Source organism: Portibacter marinus (assembly GCF_021533195.1).
Classification (GTDB): domain Bacteria; phylum Bacteroidota; class Bacteroidia; order Chitinophagales; family Saprospiraceae; genus Portibacter; species Portibacter marinus.
The window spans coordinates 32,312-52,208 of sequence record NZ_JAJNKB010000003.1 but is presented as its reverse complement, the minus strand read 5'-3'; the positions used below and the strand labels follow the sequence as shown (position 1 = coordinate 52,208).

17 protein-coding genes and 1 tRNA gene are annotated in these 19,897 nt (G+C 38.7%); 8 read left to right on the top strand and 10 right to left on the bottom strand.

What is annotated here, in order from left to right:
* Positions 1-11: 11 nt before the first annotated feature.
* Positions 12-710: a Crp/Fnr family transcriptional regulator gene (locus L2567_RS07955; protein ID WP_235297222.1), complete on the bottom strand. Its 699-nt coding sequence runs from the start codon at positions 708-710 to the stop codon at positions 12-14.
* Between the two features lie 142 nt (positions 711-852).
* Here L2567_RS07955 and L2567_RS07950 point away from each other — a divergent pair, with 142 nt between their 5' ends.
* Positions 853-1,641, top strand: coding sequence for a PhzF family phenazine biosynthesis protein (locus L2567_RS07950; RefSeq protein WP_235297221.1), 789 nt, complete (start codon positions 853-855; stop codon positions 1,639-1,641).
* Between the two features lie 5 nt (positions 1,642-1,646).
* On the opposite strand, the gene L2567_RS07945 is transcribed toward L2567_RS07950, so the two are convergent.
* The 4 genes from L2567_RS07945 to L2567_RS07930 form a co-directional block, all read right to left on the bottom strand.
* The gene (locus L2567_RS07945) at positions 1,647-1,937 is read right to left on the bottom strand and encodes a DUF427 domain-containing protein (RefSeq protein ID WP_235297220.1); all 291 of its coding nucleotides are present in this window, start codon (positions 1,935-1,937) and stop codon (positions 1,647-1,649) included.
* Between the two features lie 57 nt (positions 1,938-1,994).
* The gene (locus tag L2567_RS07940) at positions 1,995-3,263 is read right to left on the bottom strand and encodes an adenylosuccinate synthase (protein ID WP_235297219.1); all 1,269 of its coding nucleotides are present in this window, start codon (positions 3,261-3,263) and stop codon (positions 1,995-1,997) included.
* A gap of 131 nt (positions 3,264-3,394) precedes the next feature.
* A complete protein-coding gene (locus tag L2567_RS07935; RefSeq protein ID WP_235297218.1) occupies positions 3,395-3,871 on the bottom strand; it encodes a Fur family transcriptional regulator in 477 nt (158 codons plus the stop codon).
* Positions 3,868-6,099, bottom strand: a complete 2,232-nt coding sequence (locus L2567_RS07930; RefSeq protein ID WP_235297217.1) for a RelA/SpoT family protein — start codon at positions 6,097-6,099, stop codon at positions 3,868-3,870. Before L2567_RS07930 ends, L2567_RS07935 begins: the two co-directional genes overlap by 4 nt.
* Before the next feature lie 192 nt (positions 6,100-6,291).
* Between L2567_RS07930 and L2567_RS07925 the strand changes: the two genes are divergently transcribed.
* The 5 genes from L2567_RS07925 (at position 6,292) to truA (ending at position 10,595) form a co-directional block, all read left to right on the top strand.
* A tRNA-Leu gene (locus tag L2567_RS07925) sits at positions 6,292-6,373 on the top strand.
* Between the two features lie 55 nt (positions 6,374-6,428).
* A complete protein-coding gene (gene tig / locus L2567_RS07920; protein ID WP_235297216.1) occupies positions 6,429-7,793 on the top strand; it encodes a trigger factor in 1,365 nt (454 codons plus the stop codon).
* 64 nt (positions 7,794-7,857) lie between these two features.
* Entirely contained in the window at positions 7,858-8,559 is a 702-nt protein-coding gene (locus tag L2567_RS07915) for a ClpP family protease (RefSeq protein ID WP_262913146.1), read from the top strand.
* Positions 8,560-8,571: 12 nt separating this feature from the next.
* Positions 8,572-9,819, top strand: coding sequence for an ATP-dependent Clp protease ATP-binding subunit ClpX (gene clpX / locus L2567_RS07910; protein WP_235297215.1), 1,248 nt, complete (start codon positions 8,572-8,574; stop codon positions 9,817-9,819).
* A gap of 17 nt (positions 9,820-9,836) precedes the next feature.
* Entirely contained in the window at positions 9,837-10,595 is a 759-nt protein-coding gene (truA, locus tag L2567_RS07905; RefSeq protein WP_235297214.1) for a tRNA pseudouridine(38-40) synthase TruA, read from the top strand.
* 41 nt (positions 10,596-10,636) lie between these two features.
* On the opposite strand, the gene L2567_RS07900 is transcribed toward truA, so the two are convergent.
* The 3 genes from L2567_RS07900 to L2567_RS07890 all read right to left on the bottom strand — a co-directional run bounded on the left by L2567_RS07900 (position 10,637) and on the right by L2567_RS07890 (position 15,868).
* Positions 10,637-11,899, bottom strand: a complete 1,263-nt coding sequence (locus L2567_RS07900) for a serine hydroxymethyltransferase (protein ID WP_235297213.1) — start codon at positions 11,897-11,899, stop codon at positions 10,637-10,639.
* Between the two features lie 220 nt (positions 11,900-12,119).
* Positions 12,120-14,561 carry an OmpA family protein gene (locus tag L2567_RS07895; RefSeq protein ID WP_235297212.1) on the bottom strand — a complete coding sequence of 814 codons (2,442 nt, stop codon included), beginning with the start codon at positions 14,559-14,561 and terminating at the stop codon, positions 12,120-12,122.
* Positions 14,562-14,650: 89 nt separating this feature from the next.
* Complete coding sequence (locus L2567_RS07890; RefSeq protein WP_235297211.1) at positions 14,651-15,868, bottom strand: HD domain-containing protein; 1,218 nt, start codon at positions 15,866-15,868, stop codon at positions 14,651-14,653.
* A 137-nt stretch (positions 15,869-16,005) separates the two neighbouring features.
* Between L2567_RS07890 and porX the strand changes: the two genes are divergently transcribed.
* Complete coding sequence (gene porX / locus L2567_RS07885) at positions 16,006-17,556, top strand: T9SS response regulator signal transducer PorX (protein ID WP_235297210.1); 1,551 nt, start codon at positions 16,006-16,008, stop codon at positions 17,554-17,556.
* A gap of 17 nt (positions 17,557-17,573) precedes the next feature.
* Here porX and L2567_RS07880 read toward each other — a convergent pair whose 3' ends face one another.
* Positions 17,574-17,861, bottom strand: a complete 288-nt coding sequence (locus L2567_RS07880; RefSeq protein ID WP_235297209.1) for a hypothetical protein — start codon at positions 17,859-17,861, stop codon at positions 17,574-17,576.
* 152 nt (positions 17,862-18,013) lie between these two features.
* Positions 18,014-18,844 carry a twin-arginine translocase subunit TatC gene (gene tatC / locus L2567_RS07875; RefSeq protein WP_235297208.1) on the bottom strand — a complete coding sequence of 277 codons (831 nt, stop codon included), beginning with the start codon at positions 18,842-18,844 and terminating at the stop codon, positions 18,014-18,016.
* A 113-nt stretch (positions 18,845-18,957) separates the two neighbouring features.
* On the opposite strand from tatC, the gene L2567_RS07870 reads away from it, so the two are divergent.
* Positions 18,958-19,881, top strand: a complete 924-nt coding sequence (locus tag L2567_RS07870; protein WP_235297207.1) for a calcium/sodium antiporter — start codon at positions 18,958-18,960, stop codon at positions 19,879-19,881.
* Positions 19,882-19,897 lie beyond the last annotated feature (16 nt).

Sequence of the window (19,897 nt, the reverse complement as noted above, 5' to 3'; positions counted from 1 at the left end):
ATTTCAGGATTCTAGAAAGCGTTAAGGCTTGCCAAATCTCTGATCAATATCTTGCTAGGCTTTCTTGATGAAAAATGTATCAAGCTATCCTTCTTTAATTCTCCTAATACTCGCGCTACAGTCTGTCTTGAAGTGTCTGTTAGAAAAGCAATTTCTTTGTGAGACATTCCATGGTTTATCAGAAGCTCATCTAATCCAATCTTAATACCTCTTGCTTTTCCAGTGGAAACTATAAAATCAACAATTCTTGCTTTAGCTTTCTTGAAAATAAAATTCTCCATTCTCTTTTCAAGCGCATTTAATCTTGTTACAATTAAATTTACAACTTTGTTTGCAAATTGTTTATTGTGTAACAACAATTTCTGAAAATCTTCTTTGCGAAGCATCAGCAACGACACTTTACCTTTCATGACCTCAGCAAACTCCTTTCGGCTACTCACTGACGTAAAAATATTTTCTCCAAAAAGGTCACCTTCGTGAACGATATCTTTAATCAATATTTTACCACATGAAGAGGTAATGCCCAACTTAGCACTTCCCCTCAATACGAAATAAACGTGTGATCCTTCATCACCTTCTCTATAAATGGATTCTCCCTTGAAAAAGGTTTTGTCAGTAGATTTACTCGCTAACCAATCCAATTCCTTTTCAGTACAGTCACTTAGAATCGGAAAATTCTTCAAATCTGCAATCATACTGTTGTTTTCCATTCTGTCGTATTTAGTATTTATGTACTCCCAAGACGACTACTAAAATCCATACCCCCAAAAAACCTCACAAAATTTTTAGAAAATTTTAAGATTTCCTTAAACTGCCTTTAAATAAAGGATTTTTAAATCTTAATTTAAAGTAATGAAAATTAAAAAATATCAAGTTGACGCATTCGCTGATCGGCTATTCGAAGGTAATCCCGCAGTAGTTTGTACCGTAGAATCCTTCCCCGAAAGAGATTTAATGCAAAAAATTGCCATGGAACATAATCTTTCAGAAACGGCCTTCGTAGTTCCAGAACAGGATCATTATCTAATTAGATGGTTTACACCCTTAACTGAAGTGGATCTGTGTGGTCATGCGACATTGGCAAGTGCTTATGTATTAATGGAGGAGTTAAAGGAAGTGGAAGATAAAGTAGTTTTTCAAACTCTTAAAAGAGGAGTATTAACCGTCGAAAGAAAAAATGAGCGATATGAACTAAATTTTCCTTCCACTACCTTCAGGACTTCTGATTTAGACCAAAAATGGATAGAAAAATGCTTGGATACTGAAGTATTGGAATGCATGGATGGTCTTACCGACTGCTTAATTTTGGTTGAAAATGAACAAAAACTCAAAAATTTAAAACCTGATTTCACAAAGCTATCTGACATAGATCGCCGTGGTTTTATAGTGACAGCACCATCTGATAACTATGATTTTGTGTCCAGATTTTTTGCACCAGGTGTTGGAGTCGACGAAGATCCTGTGACCGGTTCAGCGCATACCATTCTCATTCCCTACTGGCATGAAAAACTAGGCAAAATCAATATGATTGCAAGGCAGATCAGTAAGCGAGGAGGAACATTATATTGTACTTACATGAATGAGCGGGTTGGGATTGCAGGAAGCGCCAAACTTTATTCCAGAGGCGAAATTCTTTTATAGACGCTTCAAACATCTTCTATCTTGACTCCCTTCCAAAATGCCACACGGTCTTTTATAGTTTTTGCAGCTTCTTTGGGATTGGGATAATACCAAACAGCATCTTTATTTTTTTCACCATTTACCTCCAGTGTATAATAGTGTGCAGTTCCTTTCCAGGGGCATTGGGTAGTGGTAGAACTTTCTGTAACAAAACTTTTATCCAATGATGACATAGGAAAATAGTAATTACGCTCTATATTGACCAAGTCATCACTTTCAGCTATCACTTGTCCGTTCCATACTGCTTGCTTCTTCATATTTTACCGTTTACCTTATAAAACGATAATAAGTGTAGTTTGTTTGCATAGCTAATTTTATCGTACCAGTAATTTTCTACGCTCTGGCCCTGTTGAGACCATTGAAATCGGAGTATCTAGCATTTGTTCTAATTTGTCAATATAATCTTTTGCCACCTTGGGCAGTTGATCGTATGACTCTACTTGATCAAGTGAGCTGTTCCAACCTTGAATTTCTGTATAATTAGGCTCTATGTTAGAATCATTAAGATCATAGGGTAGCTGATAATTAGATTCTCCTTCTATAGTATAACTTTCGCTGACGTATATTTTTTCAAAGTCATCTAACACATCCAGTTTTGTAATGACTAATTGCGTGACACCATTGATCATGATCGTATACTTTAACTGAGGGATATCATTCCACCCACATCTTCTGGGACGTCCAGTAGTGGCCCCAAACTCATGACCAATTTTTCTTAATTTTTCACCTGTATCATCATGCAGTTCAGTTGGAAATGGTCCAGATCCTACTCGTGTACAATAAGCTTTCACAATTCCGATGACCTCTGCTATCTGCTGGGGTGCGATTCCCAGGCCCGTACAGACCCCTGCAGTAATGGTGTTAGAGGAAGTGACGAAAGGATAGGTGCCAAAGTCAATATCGAGCATCGAACCTTGAGCTCCTTCAGCCAGTATTTTTTTACCATCCTTGATGGCTTGATTGACATAGTATTCACAATCAATGGTAGGGATCTCTTTCAGTTTTTCTATAGAGTCAAACCACTCTTGCTCTTCCTCCTCGATGTTAAATGCTACCTCAGGATAGCCCTTCAATAGGCCCATGTGTTTTGCCTTAAGTGCATCATACTTTTCTCTAAAATCTGCCGCAAAAAGATCGCCGACTCTTAATCCATTTCGACCTGTTTTATCCATATAAGTAGGGCCGATGCCTTTCAAAGTAGAACCAATTTTAGCCTTGCCTTTGGCGGCTTCCGAAGCGACATCTAACCACCGGTGCGTTGGAACGATTAAATGCGCTTTCTTTGCTACCAGTAGATTTTTCTTATATTTTACTTCTGCTGCATCGAGTTTTGCCAGTTCCTTTTTAAAGGTGATCGGATCGATCACCACTCCATTTCCTATCACATTCGTAATATTAGACCTGAATATTCCAGAAGGGATGGTGTGCAATACGTATTTTGTTTGGCCTATTACTATAGTGTGTCCTGCATTTGGTCCACCCTGGAACCTACATACCAAATCGTATTTGTCTGCTAAATAATCTACTATTTTTCCTTTTCCCTCGTCCCCCCACTGCAGTCCGAGTAAAACATCTACCGCCATGTCTTTAATTATCAGTTGGTTATCTTCAGGCAAAAAAATTTGCCACAAAGTTTAAAGCGTAAAAATAGGAAACAGGACGGGATATAAATCGTTCTCGCTAATTAATTTAGAAAAATTTAATATGTAAATCCTTACCGCTTAATTTTTTTATCGCAAGCACCGTCACACTTACCGTATAGATTAAGGGAGTGATGAGTGATTTGAAAATTCATAAGATCGCCCATCATGGATTTGATTTGTTGAATGCGTGGATCACAAAATTCCAAAACTTTTCCACAGTCTACACAAATGATATGATCATGTTGCTTGAAGCCATATGATTTTTCATACTGTGCTAAATTCTTTCCGAATTGATGTTTGGTTACCAGATCACATGAAACCAATAATTCTAAGGTATTATAGACAGTAGCCCTGCTCACCCGATAATTTTGATTCTTCATATGAATGTATAAGGCTTCAGCATCAAAGTGATCAGTCCGTCTGTAGATTTCTTCCAAAATGGCATATCGCTCAGGAGTTTTGCGAAGCTTGTTCAATTCCAGATGCCTGGAAAAAATCGTTTTGACTTCTTTAATGATATCGTCTAAATGTGCTGCTTGAACATTCATGAATTATGTGACTTATCTAATCGTGTAACACTTGAAACACCTTCAAGTTGCTCTAATGATCTGACCGCTTGATTGAGTTGATTGGTATTTGCTACAAATAATCCAACTTTTCCTTCAAAATAGCCTTCAGCTCCTTCCATGGAGAATGATCTTATATTTAAACCGAGAAAAGAAGATATTTGTTCCGTAATCTTTTGAATCACCCCAGGACCTGAGTCCACACCTGTTACAATCAGATCGACAACGAAGTTACTGGTCGATCCCCCTGACCATTCGGCTTTCATGACCCTGTAACCATAATTTGCCAACAAATGGGTCGCATTAGGACAATTGGTTCGATGAATTTTCATTCCACCGGTAGCACTTAGAAATGCAAATATATCATCACCTTGTACCGGATTGCAGCAACTAGAAAGAGAATACTTGTACATGTCTGCAGGTTCTCCATTGATTAGAATCTTTTGCTTGTGTTCATCAAACTTCCTTGGTCTCTTTTTAGGAACATTCTCCAGTTGTTCAGAAACAGGCTCTTCTTCCTGTTGTTTTGGTATAAGTTTCTGACCATGAACATCAAATGATTTTAGCTCGGCAAGATTGATCTCTTCATTAAAAATCCCATAATACAAATCCGGCCTGCTCACGTATCCAAAGTGCTTCACCAGCATGTCTATATTCAATTCAAAATCAGCCTTCATGTTTTTCAACTTGCGCATCAGTGTCTCTTTACCCAATTCACCCCTCTTCCTGCGCTCTTCCTTCATGGAAGACCTAATCTTTGACCGGGCTTTACCGGTAACAACCATTTTTAGCCAGTTTTCATTAGGCTTTTGGTTCTTATTTGTGGTAACAGACACCTGATCGCCATTCGACAAACGGTAGCCCATGGGAACCAACTTATTGTTTACCTTGATGGCAGTCGCGTGGTAACCGATATCTGTGTGGATGTCGAAAGCAAAATCTAAAGCCGTTGCGCCCTTTGGTAGAATTCTCATATCCCCTTTCGGTGTAAAAGCATAGATTTCCTCAGCAAAAAGATTGGTCTTAAAATCGTTAATGAATTCGAGAGCTGTATGTCCGGACGTATCGAGTAAATGTCGGACACCATCCAGCCATTGGTCGTAGACAGAATTTGAATCCTTAACTCCCTTGTATTTCCAATGGGCTGCAAACCCTCTCTCTGCTATTTCATCCATTCGTTCTGACCTGATCTGCACTTCCACAAATCTTCCTTTTGGCCCTATAACAGTGGTATGCAGTGACTCATAGCCATTGCTCTTAGGTGTAGTCACCCAGTCTTTGAGACGCTCTGGTATGGGCAGATACACGTCAGTAATTTCAGAATATATCTGCCAACATGCACTCTTCTCTTTTTCTTGTTCCGTGTCTACAATCACCCTAACAGCAAAAATGTCATAAATCTCTTTTAAGGGTACTTTCTTGTTTTTAATCTTATTGGCAATGGAAGAAATCGATTTAATTCTACCGGTGATCCTATAAGAAAAGTCTTTTTGATCAAACTTGGGTTTAAGAGGCTTAACAAATTCATTGATATATCTTTGCCTTTCCCGCTTGGAGTCCACTAGCTCCTTCTCAATGTTAGCATATAGTTCAGGCTCAGTAATTCGAAGACAAAGATCTTGAAATTCAGTTTTGACATTATATAGGCCCAATCTGTGTGCCAATGGGGCATATATAAAATTCGTTTCAGCTGCGATCTTCAATTGTTTGTGGTGTGGCATCGATCCGATGGTACGAAGGTTGTGAATTCGGTCAGCCATCTTGATCAACACGACCCTAACATCTTCGACGAGGGTACTCAAGACTTTCTTGAAGTTTTCTGCCTGAGGACTTTCGACGTTATACAATCCATCCAATTTGGTAAGTCCATCCACGATGGTCCTGATCTTTGGGCCAAACATTTCTTCGATTTCCTCAATGGTTACAGGGGTATCCTCCACCACATCATGTAAAAGTGCGCTGACAACAGCTGTGGGACCGAGGCCAATTTCCTCTGCACATATTCTGGCAACCTCAATGGGGTGTAGAACATAAGGTTCACCTGACTTTCTTCTTTGATCTGCATGGGCAGAAACGGCAAGTTTATAAGCTTTGTCAAGATGCACTTTATCTTCATCGTTGAGTGAAGACATGACGGACCTCCTAAGCTTATTAAAAGCTTTCCTGATTTGCTTGTATTCTGTTTCGTTGATGGCTACAGCTGTGCCCATGGATTAAATATCTTGACCGAATATAGGTTATTAACAGTAATAAGCAGGGAGAAATTCCTTTACCGATTGAGAATTTTTTTCAAAACCATACCAGAGGCATTGAAATTTTAAAAAAGATATTATCTTTGCAATCCCTTAGCAATAATGTTGCTGAGAATTTTGAAAAAGTAAGGGTGTAAGCCCTGAATATATGCGGGTGTGATGGAATTGGTAGACATGCTAGACTTAGGATCTAGTGCCGCGAGGCGTGGGGGTTCGACTCCCTCCACCCGCACTTCTTTTAATACACTTTCTAGGCAATCATCTTGCCACTTAATTTTTGCTAAATTATGAATGTAACAAAAAATGAAATTGATGCGCTGAATGCATCTCTTCATATCACTATTGAGCCTGCTGATTATAAAGACCAGTTTAATAAGGAATTAAATAAATATCGGGGAAAGGCACAACTCAAGGGTTTTCGCAAAGGTAAGACTCCGATTTCTACTATAAAGAAAATGTATGGGAAGTCTATCCTGGCTGAAACCATCAACAACATGTTGAGTGAGACACTCAACAATTTTATCACTGATGAGAAACTGGAAACATTAGGTCAACCTATTCCTTCTGAAGATTCTCCCGAAGTTGATTTCAACGTAAAGGAGTTGCCGACCTATGAGTTTCATTTCGACTTGGGGTTGGCTCCTCAATTTGAAGTGCAGGGGATGGAAGATGGTGTGGAAAGAAAGGTGGTGGAAGTGCCTGAAGAAATTGTAACAGAGGAACTGGACCTTGCACGTAAGAGGCATGGTACGGAGATTTTTCCTGAAGAAGACATTGAAGAAAACGATCTGATTACCATAAGTGCTGTAGAGTTAGAAGATGGAAAGGTGAAAAAGAAAGGTTGGGAGACTGGTTTTCAGGTATTGGTAAGAGATGTTGTAGATGAAAAGAAGGAAGAAATTCTGAAACTTAAAAAGAGTGATCAGTTTACATTTAACATCAGAGACTTTGAGAAGGACAAAGATGAAAAGCATGTAAATAAGTATTTACTTAATCTGGATGAAGAGGAAGAAAAGGAAATTGGCGATATGTTTCAAGGCACCATTGACAAAGTGTCCAGAATAGCTCCAGCAGAAATGAATCAGGAGTTTTTTGATAAATATACCGGCAAGGAAAATGCTGAGACCTCTGAAGAGGAAATTCGAAAGAACATCAGAGAAAGCATAGAGAATCACTACAAAACCCAGACTAAGAATTTACTGTACAAAAACATCATGGATCACCTTATGGAAGCTAATGAAATAGATCTTCCTGAAGATTTTCTTAAGCGATGGATCAAGATGAGCAATGAAAAGGCCACGGATGAAATTATAGAGGATGAATTCGAAGCTTTTTCACAAAATCTACGATGGAACTTAATCAAGAGTAAACTGGAAGAAAAATATGACATTCAGGTTTTACCGGAAGATATAAGAGAAGGATTCAAGCGAAGAATTTCAGCCTACTTTGGAGGTAACCCACAAGGCATAGATCTGGATCAAATGGCAGATTCGATGATGAAGAATCAGGAGCAGTTTCGTCAGGTATATGATGAAGAGAAAGCAGAAAAGTTATTCGAAGCCATTTCAGAAGATATGAATATCGTTGAAAACCCTATATCTCTCGAGGAATTCAAAGAGCTTGTCAAAAAATTAAACGAGGAAGCTGCATAAAAAGGGTTATTTTTGATCAATATTGGCATCTTGGTGTTATAATTGACAACTAAAAGTAAAAAGTATGTATGATAAGAATGAATTTTTGAAGTATGCTACCAAGCATCTTGGTTTGAGCGGCATGCATGTAGAGAAATATATGAATACTTCAGTGCCTAACATTCATGGTTTTACGCCACAAGTGATTGAAGAGCGACAGATGAACATTGTGGGAATGGATGTCTTCTCACGTTTGATGATGGACAGAATTATTTTCATGGGTGTACCTGTCAATGATTATGTGGCCAATGTTATACAAGCGCAGTTGTTGTTTCTGGAATCTACTGACCCAAAGAGAGATATACAGATGTTTATTAACAGCCCGGGTGGATCAGTGATAGCAGGAATGGGTATATATGATACCATGCAGTACGTTTCCCCTGATGTAGGAACCATTTGCACCGGACTGGCAGCTTCTATGGGTGCCGTTCTTTTAACAGCGGGAACTAAAGGAAAAAGAACTTGTCTTCCTCATGCAAGGGTGATGATACATCAACCTTCCGGAGGTATGCAAGGGCAGTTCTCTGATATGGAGATTTCTTACAATCTGATCAAAGACCTGAGAGAAGAGCTTTACAATATTTTGGCATCACACTCAGGAAAAACGTTTGAAGATATAGAGAAAGACAGTGACAGAGATAATTGGATGACTGCAAAAGAGGCTAAAGAATATGGTCTTGTAGATGAGGTTTTGGATAGATCAAAAGATCAACAAAAGGATTCTTAAAAATAGAAAGTAATGAAAGCTCAGGGAGATAATTATAAGTGTTCATTTTGTGGAAGAGATAAAAGTGATGCCTTAATCTTAATTGCTGGATTAGAGGGTCACATCTGTGAAGTTTGTGTTGAGCAGGCTCATGAAATGATCAAGGATGAATTAGGTGGAGGCAAGAAAAAGAGTAAATCTACTCAAGCCTTCAACCTCCCTGAAAATGTTACGCCGATACAGATCAAGAATTATCTTGATCATTATATTATCGGGCAATCTGAAGCTAAAAGATATCTAAGTGTTGCAGTTTATAATCATTATAAACGACTCAATCAAAAAGTGGTAGACGATGTGGAAGTCGAAAAATCCAATATTTTATTTGTGGGACAGACGGGTACTGGCAAGACGCTACTGGCCAAAACCATAGCTCGCTTCTTAGATGTGCCTTTTGCCATCGTGGATGCAACTGTTTTTACAGAAGCTGGCTATGTTGGTGAGGATGTTGAATCTATGCTCAGCAGACTCTTACAAAATTGCGATTTTGACGTGGAAGCAGCTGAAAAAGGCATCGTGTATATTGATGAAATAGATAAGATTGCAAGAAAAAGTGATAACCCTTCAATTACAAGAGATGTTTCTGGTGAGGGTGTTCAACAAGCGATGTTGAAAATGCTGGAGGGCACGGAAGTCAATGTTCCACCACAAGGAGGAAGAAAGCATCCTGAACAGAAGATGATAAAGGTCAACACCAAGGACATTCTATTTATTTGTGGAGGAGCTTTCAGTAAAATTGAGCGACATATTGCGCGAAGATTGAATACACAGGTAATCGGCTTTAATAATGCAGATAATGAAAGAATAGACCAACATGAACTGTTGGAATATGTGAACCATAGTGATCTAAAAGCTTACGGATTGATACCTGAATTAATTGGGCGATTACCCGTATTAACTTACTTGAAACCATTGGACAAAGAAACCTTGATCAGAATCATGCAAGAGCCCAAGAATGCCTTGATAAAACAATATACCAAGTTGTTCGAACTGGAAGGGATCAAGCTGAAGTTTACTAAAAATGCACTTGAGTATATTGCAGATAAAGCACTTGAATTTGAATTAGGTGCAAGGGGCTTGCGCTCGATTTGTGAAGCTATTCTGACAGACGCCATGTTTGAGTTACCATCTCAAAAAGGAGAAGTGACTGAATTTGTGGTGAATCATGACTATGCAGAATCTAAAGTTTCTAAGTCAAAGTTAAATAAGCTTAAAGCGGCATAAATGCCTATTTTTTGCTGATGAAGCGATTTTTTGTAAAGATTCAATATAAGGGTACTGAGTTTTCGGGTTGGCAATCACAACCCAATGCAAATACAATTCAGGATGAAATTGAGTCTCAGCTTGAAAAAGTGCTGCGTAAATCTACGGCCATAGTCGGATGTGGGCGAACCGACGCCGGGGTCCATGCTTCAGATTATGTATTTCATTTTGATGGCGATGTGGAAGACACTGATACACTGACTTTTAAATTGAATAGGATGCTACCCCATTCCATCTCTATTCTAAAAATGGTAGAGGTCAAATCTGATGCACATGCGCGCTTTGATGCAGAAAAAAGATCCTATGAATACCACATCCACAAGTACAAAAATCCCTTTAATTACGAGTTATCCTATCATCATCCCAAACTATTTCAAGCTGATCTGGACCTTTTAAACCAGACGGCTTCTTCGTTTTTAATGTATCGAGATTTTAACACCTTTTGCAAAAGCAATACAGATGTGAAAACCAAGCTCTGTCAACTGGTACGAAGTGAATGGGAAATCAATGAAATAAGCATGACATTCCATGTCACTGCAGATCGATTTCTACGTGGAATGGTAAGGTTAATGGTAGGCTGCTGTGTCAATGTTGCCTTAGGCAAAATAGAACTGTCTGATGTAAAGATAGCCCTGGAAGCAAAAGAGCGACTTGAAATGGATCTAAGTGTTCCTGCTTCTGGTTTGTTTCTCAGTAGAATTGAATACCCCAGCACAGTTTTAGCCCAAAAAAGTTAATTCTGGACATTTGTCCATTTTTTTAGGACAAATATCTTATGCTAATAGAGGGGGAAATCAGCCATATATCGGTTGATCTCTTTTTTAACTTCCCGCTGAACTTCTTCATTATTGATATCGGAAATGATTTGATCGATCCATTCCACCGTTTTCTCACAATCAGCTTCCTTAAAGCCTCTAGTGGTTATGGCAGCAGTTCCGATTCTAATTCCCGACGTTACAAAGGGACTTTTATCATCGAAAGGAACCATGTTTTTGTTCACGGTAATATCTGCCTTCACTAAAGCTTGTTCAGCCGCTTTACCAGTAACTTCTTTAGACCTCAGGTCTATGAGCATCAGATGATTGTCTGTGCCATCTGAGATAAGATTATAACCTTTCTTTATAAACGCTTTGGCCATGGCTTGTGCATTACTGATTACTTGTTGACCATATTTTTTAAAGGAAGGCTCCAAAGCTTCCTTAAATGCCACCGCTTTAGCTGCAATGACATGCTCTAAAGGCCCGCCCTGCATACCTGGAAATACACCGCTGTTTAGAATGGACGACATCTTGATGACCGTTCCTTTTTTCGTTGTTCTGCCCCACGGATTATCAAAATTATTACCAAGCATAATAATACCTCCCCTTGGTCCCCTCAATGTTTTGTGAGTAGTGGAGCTTATGATGTGGCAATATGGCAATGGATCGTTTAAATGTTGGCCTGCTATCAAACCAGCTGGATGAGCAATGTCTGCTAATAGCAGAGCGCCTACTTCATCAGCAATTTCCCGAAATCTTTCGTAATCCCAATCACGAGCATAGGCTGAGGCTCCACAGATGATTAGTTTGGGCTTCTCTTTCTTTGCTGTGGCTTCGACTTTATCCATATTGATCAAACCGGAGTCTTTTTCTACGCCGTAAAAGAATGGCTGATAAACTTTACCAGAGAAATTAACAGGCGAACCATGAGAAAGATGTCCTCCGTGACTAAGATCGAAACCAAGAATTTTATCCCCTGCTTCTAAACAAGCCAGAAAGATGGCCGCATTGGCCTGGGCACCGGAATGTGGTTGGACGTTAGCATACTCAGCCCCGAATAATTCTTTAAGACGATCAATGGCAAGATTTTCTATCTCATCCACTACCTCACATCCACCATAATATCTTTTGCCGGGATATCCTTCTGCATATTTATTGGTAAGGCATGTTCCCATGGCTTTGAGAACATTTGCAGAAGTGAAATTTTCGGAAGCAATCAATTCGACACCTTCTCTTTGTCGCTGTAATTCCTGCCCAATCAGTTCGAATACTTTATCTGCCATGTGGTCGGTTTATATTAGAAAAACGCAAATGTAATAAATGTTTGAGGAGATAGCAGAAATACTTGCTCGGTAAAAACGAAAAGTTTCGCAAGCTGTTCAAGCTAAATGGTAAAATATAGAGAAAAGTCACATCATCAAATAAGTGAAATAAAAGACTTGTATACATAAAAAAAGGTCACCTCTTTCGGAGGCAACCTTTCTTATTATTTACTTAAAAATTTTATTGCTCTATTTCAAGTGCTTCCAATGTTTCATAATCAAGATTACCTATTGGTAAATTGTTTTCTCTCTGAAACTTAATCAAAGCAGCCTTAGTAGATGGTCCCATCTGATTATCAGCACCAGCTGGCCCCAGATCATAACCTCTTGCTATTAAAGCATTTTGTACTTTTCTGACCAAATCAGAAGTCATATCGCTTTCACAAACGATTTCTCTCCATTCTGTGAATCCACCTTTTTTTACCAACTGTCTTCTAGACACTGTCTTGTATTCAGCAGGAATTTCAGTAGTTTGAGTCGAAGCCGGGGATACCAATCTTTGGTAAGATCTGGTTTCATATTGAGCTTCCATTTCATCAGTATTGGTAGCCGCTTGATTGGCTAATTTTTGATATGATCTTGTAGTATACTCAGCAGGAACTTCAGTGGTATTAGCTGTGGCATCATTCACCAGTTTCTGATAAGTTCTTGTTTCATATTGAGCAGGAACTTCTGTCGTGTTGACTGTAGCGTCGGTAACCAGTTTCTGATAAGTTCTGGTTTTATACTCGTTACAATCTGTAACTTCCTCACTTCCACCATAGGTGACGAAGTCAGTTCTTCTATTCTGTCTTCTACCTTCAGCCGTGTCATTGCTCGCGATTGGAGAAGATTCTCCTCTACCTTCATAACTCAATCTATCTTCATCTATTCCTCTTTCGATCAAGGCATCATATACCGCTTTCGCTCTGGCTTCTGAAAGCACTCTATTGGCCTCAGTTCCGCCCTGGCTGTCAGTGTGGCCTACTAGCATTGCAGTGACGTCACCGTCTTCTTCCAACATAACCACCAATTTATCTATTTCAACATATGATGTTTGAGTTAGCACTGCTGAACCAGTTTGGAAATTTACGTTATCCAAAGTCATGGTTTTACCACAAGGAACTTCTTCTACCATAGCATCTGAGGCTAATTGTCTGATTGTTCTTGTAGTGTATTCGGCTGGAACAGTAACAGATTCAGTGGTCGCATCTTTCACCAACTTTTGGTAAGATCTGGTTTCATATTGAGCAGGCACTTCCGTCTTTGTACTTGTTGCCGGTGATACCAGTTTTTCATATGAGATTGTACCATATTGAGCAGGAATTTCTACTCTTTCAGTAGTTGCAGGTGATGCTAACTTCTGATAAGATCTTGTACCGTATTCTGCTGGAACTTCCTCAGAAGTTGTAGACGCAGGGGTAACTAATCTCTGGTAAGACCTGGTTTGGTATTCAGCAGGTACCTCTACTACTTCAGTAGTCGCAGGAGAAACCAACTTTTGATAAGATCTTGTATCATATTGAGCAGGTACTTCAATAGTCCTAATGCAGTCAGCACCGTTATCAGTCCAGCCATCTTCACATGGCTGTCTCACTTGCTTGCTTACTGTTCTATATTGAGCAGGAACTTCTACCAAACACCACACTAAACAATCTTCAGGATCTGCAGATAAACAACTAGGGTCAGCTTTTTTCTTAACCCATTTTGTATCCGCAGGAGAAACTTCTATTTGTTCAGTCACTGTTTCATATCTTGCAGGCTTCCTTTCAATCCTGCTTGAAGCCTCTTTAATCAAAACTTGTTCTGTTACCGTCTCATACTTTGCCGGTACTACTTTTAATGTCTGATAGGCATCTTTTACCAACACTTGTTCTGTTACCGTCTCATACTGAGCTGGTGTTGCCGTAAGTACAGTATAACCCTCCTTGGTCAAAACTTGCTCTGTAACGGTCTCGTATTTTGCAGGAACAACCTTTAGCTGCGAAGAAGCTTCTTTAGTTAACACTTGTTCTGTAACGGTCTCGTACTGAGCCGGTGTGATTTCAATGGTGCTGTAACCGGCTTGCTTTAATACTTGTTCTGTGACTGTTTCGAATTGAGCTGGTATTACTTTAAGTGTAGTGTATCCTTCTTTTACCATGACTTGTTCAGTCACTGTTTCGAACTTAGCCGGGATCACTCGTAGAGATCCAGTACCTTCCTTAGCGAGCACTTGCTCAGTCACCGTTTCATATTGAGCAGGAGTTACAGAAAGTTGAGTTCCCGCCTCCTTGGTAAGTACTTGTTCGCTCACACTTTCGAATGTTGCAGGACTTATGGAAATAGTCGTGCCGGCCTCCTTGGCCAAAACTTGCTCTGAAACTGTTTCGAATGTAGCAGGCTGCGCATTCAATTGTGTAGCAGCTTCTTTTCTTAAAACCTGTTCTGTTGCTGTCTCGTATTGCGCTGGCACAACTGTTACTCTTTGCGAGGCTTCTTTTACAAGAACTTGCTCAGTCACAGTTTCATACTGATCTGCTATCAAGCACTTGGCAAAACACTTACCTGGTTCAGCTGGTGGCATATCAGCACCCGGTTGAGCACCTGCCACATACACTGCAAGCAGTAGTATTGTTGTAATGATGTAATTAGTCTTTCTCATAGTATAATAAGAATTTTAGAAAGTTAGAAATAAAATAGGGTTGAGCTATTTTGTGTTAAACATAATTTTAATTGCGTAAGTCCTTGATTTTAATAGACTTCTTTTGGATAACAAAGAAAGTGTTTCCGGATGCTCTTCGTCTGAACTAAATTATTTTCACCTAATGAATATGGAATAACTTCCTCCTCTTTTGTCAAAATTTTTATTTCATCTTTACCTTTATGATAGGCTAGATTGCTTTCTGTGCCAACAAGAGTCAGCTCCTCAGCAATATGAGCATCTACATCATAATATGATTGAATTTTATCACGAACATTTTTAATATGGTGTGAAGTAAATTCATGGTCTGATAGCTCAATTTTGAATAACTTTCTATTCAATAAGCCATTAGCGATGAAGTTCAGTGAAAAGTTATCGACTTTCACAAACTTTTTAATCAAAACATAAATATCAAAGTCGTCTAGATCAGCATATTTGCTAATTACGTTGTTGCGGTTTGCTGTCAAGTTGTAGACATCAACGTTTTTTGTTAAAAAGTAACTTAAATTGTCATTGTAAAACGCATGATTACTTACTTTTAGGTAATCTCTTAGCATCCGTACAAATCTTCGTAACATTTGTTCGCTTATGATAGAGGTCTTGTGTAGATATACTTGCCAATACATCAATTTTCTGGATAACAGAAATTTTTCGATGGAAAAAATGCCCTTCTGTTCTACTACCAGTTCATCATTTCTAACATTGAGCATCTTTATAATCCGGTCGTACGAAATTACACCTTCAGCTACTCCAGTGAAGAAACTGTCTCTGGTTAGATAATCCATTCTATCCATATCTAATTGACTGGAGACCAATTGATGTAAAAATTTCCTGGGATAATTGCCTTTAAAAATTTCCATCGCGAGACTTAATTGCCCATTAAATTCCTCATTCAGCGTTTCCATAAAGGCCAATGAGAGCTGTTCATGTGACACATTGACAAATAAGCCCTCTAATGCATGAGAGAAAGGACCATGGCCAATGTCATGAAGTAAAATAGCAATACTGACTGCTTCAGATTCTTCCGCTGAAACAATGACGTTTTTTTCTCTTAAAACCTGGATGGCTTGTGTGATGAGGTGCAAACTGCCTAAAGCGTGGTGAAACCTGGTATGTAAAGCTCCTGGATAAACAAAGTGAGACAGGCCCATTTGTGCAATACGACGCAATCGCTGAAAATAAGGATGATCGATAAGATCATATAAAATCTCATGAGGGAAACTTATAAAGCCATAGATCGGGTCATTAAAAATTTTCTTCTTACTCAAATGGACATCAACTTTAAATTCTCGGCAAAATTACCAGGACTTATTTAATAAAACTTAAAAAAATAATATATCGATATTTCTTAACGTTTCGAACTTGGCCTACTTTGGACCATTAACAAATAAGTAAAATAAAATAGATGTCGAAAATTAAGATACTCTGGGCAGATGATGAGATAGAAATGCTTAAGCCACAACTCTTTTTTTTAGAGAAAAAGGGATATGAGGTTTTGACGGTTTCGAATGGGTATGATGCACTGGATGAGCTCAAAGACAATAATGACATCGATGTTATATTTCTGGATGAATCTATGCCAGGCATTACCGGACTGGAAACCCTAACTAAAATAAAAGCAGATTCTCCTAACATACCAGTTGTAATGATCACTAAGAATGAAGCAGAAAACTTGATGGAAGAGGCCATTGGCTCCCAAATAGACGACTACCTGATCAAACCTGTAAATCCTAACCAGATTTTACTCACGCTGAAAAAGATAGTGGATAACAAAAGGCTGGTGAGTGAAAAGACGGCTTCAGATTATCAGCAGGAATTTCGCAAGATCCTGATGGATATCAATAGTGGTTTGGATGTACCAGGCTGGGTTGATACTTATAAGAAAATTATAAACTGGGAACTCAAGTTGGATGAATCCGAGGTAGATCAAATGCAGGACATTCTTTCCATGCAGAAAAATGAAGCCAATAGTGAGTTTTCCAAATATGTAGTCAAAAACTATGAAGATTGGCTAGAAGGCAATGGCCCGGTGATGTCCAATACCTTAATGCGAAAAAAGATTTTTCCGCAATTGGAGGATAATAGACCTACCATCATGCTTTTACTGGACAACCTTAGGTATGATCAGTGGAGAATGATAGAACCTATTCTAAGTGATTTGTTTAAGAAAGACGAAGAAGATTATTTCTTTTCCATTCTGCCTACTTCCACTCAGTACTCTCGCAACGCCATTTTTTCAGGGTTGATGCCGCTAGAAATTGAGCGCATGCATCCAGATTGGTGGCTGAACGACAATGAAGAAGGTGGCAAAAACCTAAAAGAGAAAGAGTTGCTGGAAGATCAGATTCAAAGGGTGATGAGAAAGGAAGTCAAATCTGAATACATAAAAGTCACGAACACCTATTATGGCAAAGTACTGAATGACAATATCCAGAATTATGTTCAAAATGATTTGACTGTGATTGTCTACAACTTCATAGACATGTTGTCCCACGCAAGAACAGAGATGGAAGTGCTTAAAGAACTGGCCAGAGATGAAAAAGCGTATCGGTCCCTGACGGTTTCCTGGTTCAAGAATTCTCCTTTGTGGACTGCGCTTCAAAAAATTGCGGATAAGGATGTGAAGTTGATCGTCACTACCGACCATGGCACTATAAGGGTTAGTCAACCGTCTAAGGTGGTAGGAGATAGGGAAACCACTACAAATTTAAGGTATAAAGTAGGGAGAAATCTAAAATATGACAAAAAGGATGTGCTGGAATCCGTCGATCCTCACGCATTTGGATTGCCAAAACCAAACGTGAGTTCAAGATTTATTTTTGCTAAGGCGGATAAATTCTTCTTGTATCCCAACAACTATAATTACTTTAATAATTTCTATAATGACACCTTTCAGCACGGAGGTATTTCATTAGAAGAAATTATCTGTCCAGTTGTGACAATGAGTTCCAAGTAATTGCACTAGATTACCTTTTACGTCAAGTGGGCAAATAAATCAGGGTGTTCCGAAATGAAGTGTTCGTAATTCTTATAGCTCGGAATGAATGTTATGCGTCGTCCTAGTTTTCCTTTTGCGCGAAGATGTATGGTTATTAATTTGAAAAGACCATAGTTCTTCTCCTCGATGCGTTCTATGTCATCATAATGGTAAGCATAAGTCTTCCAGTAATTACTTACAAAGTATCTCTCAGGACCCATATCTACCCGTAAGAGTTGGAATACTGTGAAATAAAGAAATAATCCGAATATGAAGTACATCATTAGGTAAGCAGTTCTGAATTGCCACGAACCTAAAAGGGGAATACTATCAGGGTCAATTAAAAAGATAGCGAACAGAAACGACGTGAAAAAAACAACCCAGAAAGTGGGAATGAAAAGCTTTAAAAATAATGTTATGTTATTTGAAACCCTGGTCAAAAGTCTGGATCGGGTTGTACGCGTTTAGAAATAATAATACTGATTTCGTAAAGAAAGTAAACTGGGATTCCAATCAAAAACTGTGTTATGATATCCGGTGGTGTTATGATAGCAGCCAGAATCAGAATGACTACTATGGCATGTCTCCTGTATTTTTTCATAAATTCTGGTGTGACCAGCCCTATTTTAGACAGGAAGTAAACCACTATGGGTAATTGGAAAATAATTCCTGTAGGCAGTGTGAACATAAACATATAAGTAATGTATGATGCCAGTGTACCTCCGGATTCTACATTTTCTGCCACGGTATAGTTACCTAAGAAGTTGAGTGCAAATGGTGATATAATGAAGTATCCAAAAAGCACTCCGGAAATGAATAGTAGTGAGGCAATGACTACCACCCCTCTGGTGTACTTTTTCTCCTTATCATACAATCCTGGCTTCACAAATCTCCAAATTTCCCAAAAGACATAGGGAAAGGAGCAAATGAAGCCAATCATGATGGATGACTTGATATGGATAATGAACTGCTCTCCAATATTGATAGTATCCAATTGCATTTTCGGTGGACCAAAACACATACTCTCTGCCAGCGTACAAAACATTTGAAATGTAGGAAAACTCTCTTTTAGTGGCCCAAAAATAATGGTACCAAATACAAAGTCCTTAGCGATGAAAACAGCAATGCCAATAACGAAAACGGCGGCAAAGGATCTGAGAATATGCCACCTCAATTGTTCGAGATGGTCTAAAAATCCCATTTCTGCTTCTACTTCCGCCTTTTTGACTTCTGTGGATTTTTCCTTCTTCTTAAATAGTTTTTTCATCGGACGGCAAATTTACATCTATAACTTTAATATTGTATACACAGTGTCCTAAAAAAACGCTTTCTATAATTTGTTCCGATTATTTACTCTATTTTCGCGACTAAAATGGCCTTGTGGACTTATTAGTCAATATTCTCATCTTCGTCGTTAGCCTGGCTGCTTTGCTAAAAGCTTCTGACTTTTTTGTGGAAGCAGCTGAGAGAATTGGTTTGTCTATTGGTATTTCACCTTTCATTATTGGTGTAACAATTGTCGCATTTGGAACATCTTTACCCGAACTAGCAACGTCGATGGCCGCAGTTTTTGCAGGCTCCTCAGAAATTGTCATAGGTAACGTAATAGGATCAAATATCACGAATATTTTGTTGGTTCTCGGCCTTACCGCCATTGTCGCCAAAAAGATAGTGATGGATTTTGATATTATGGATATTGAAATGCCACTACTACTTGCTTCTGCGTTCTTTCTTTATTTTGTCTTGGCAGATAATCAGGTGACCGTCATGGAATCTATTTTATTCCTTGTTGCTCTGGTTGTTTTTCTTTTGAATTCTTTCGGTCAACGGGTTGATGATGTAGAGAAACCCAAATTTCAAATCAAAGATTTAATCATATTGTTGATATCCGGAGTGGTTGTTTATTTCGGGGCTTATTACACAATTTTTGCCATAGAGAGAATTTCTCTTCAATTGGGTGTCAATCGAGATTTTATCGCTTTATCGGTTTTGGCCTTGGGAACTTCATTGCCTGAAGTTGTGGTCAGCATAGCGGCTGCAAGAAAGGGTAAACCAGGTATTGCAGTAGGTAATGTATTAGGATCTAACATTTTCAACACATATGCAGTTGTAGGTATACCAAGCTTAATAGGTGATTTGGTCATTCCAGAAAGTACAAATGATTTCAGTTTGCCTTTTATGATGGCCATAACCATTATGTTTGCGGTAGGTTGTATCAGTAAAAAATTAAGCAGATGGGAAGGCGTGATGTTGGTCATTTTTTATGTTTATTTTATTTTCACGCTCTCTAAGGACATGTTTTGAGAGCAATTCTAGCAAT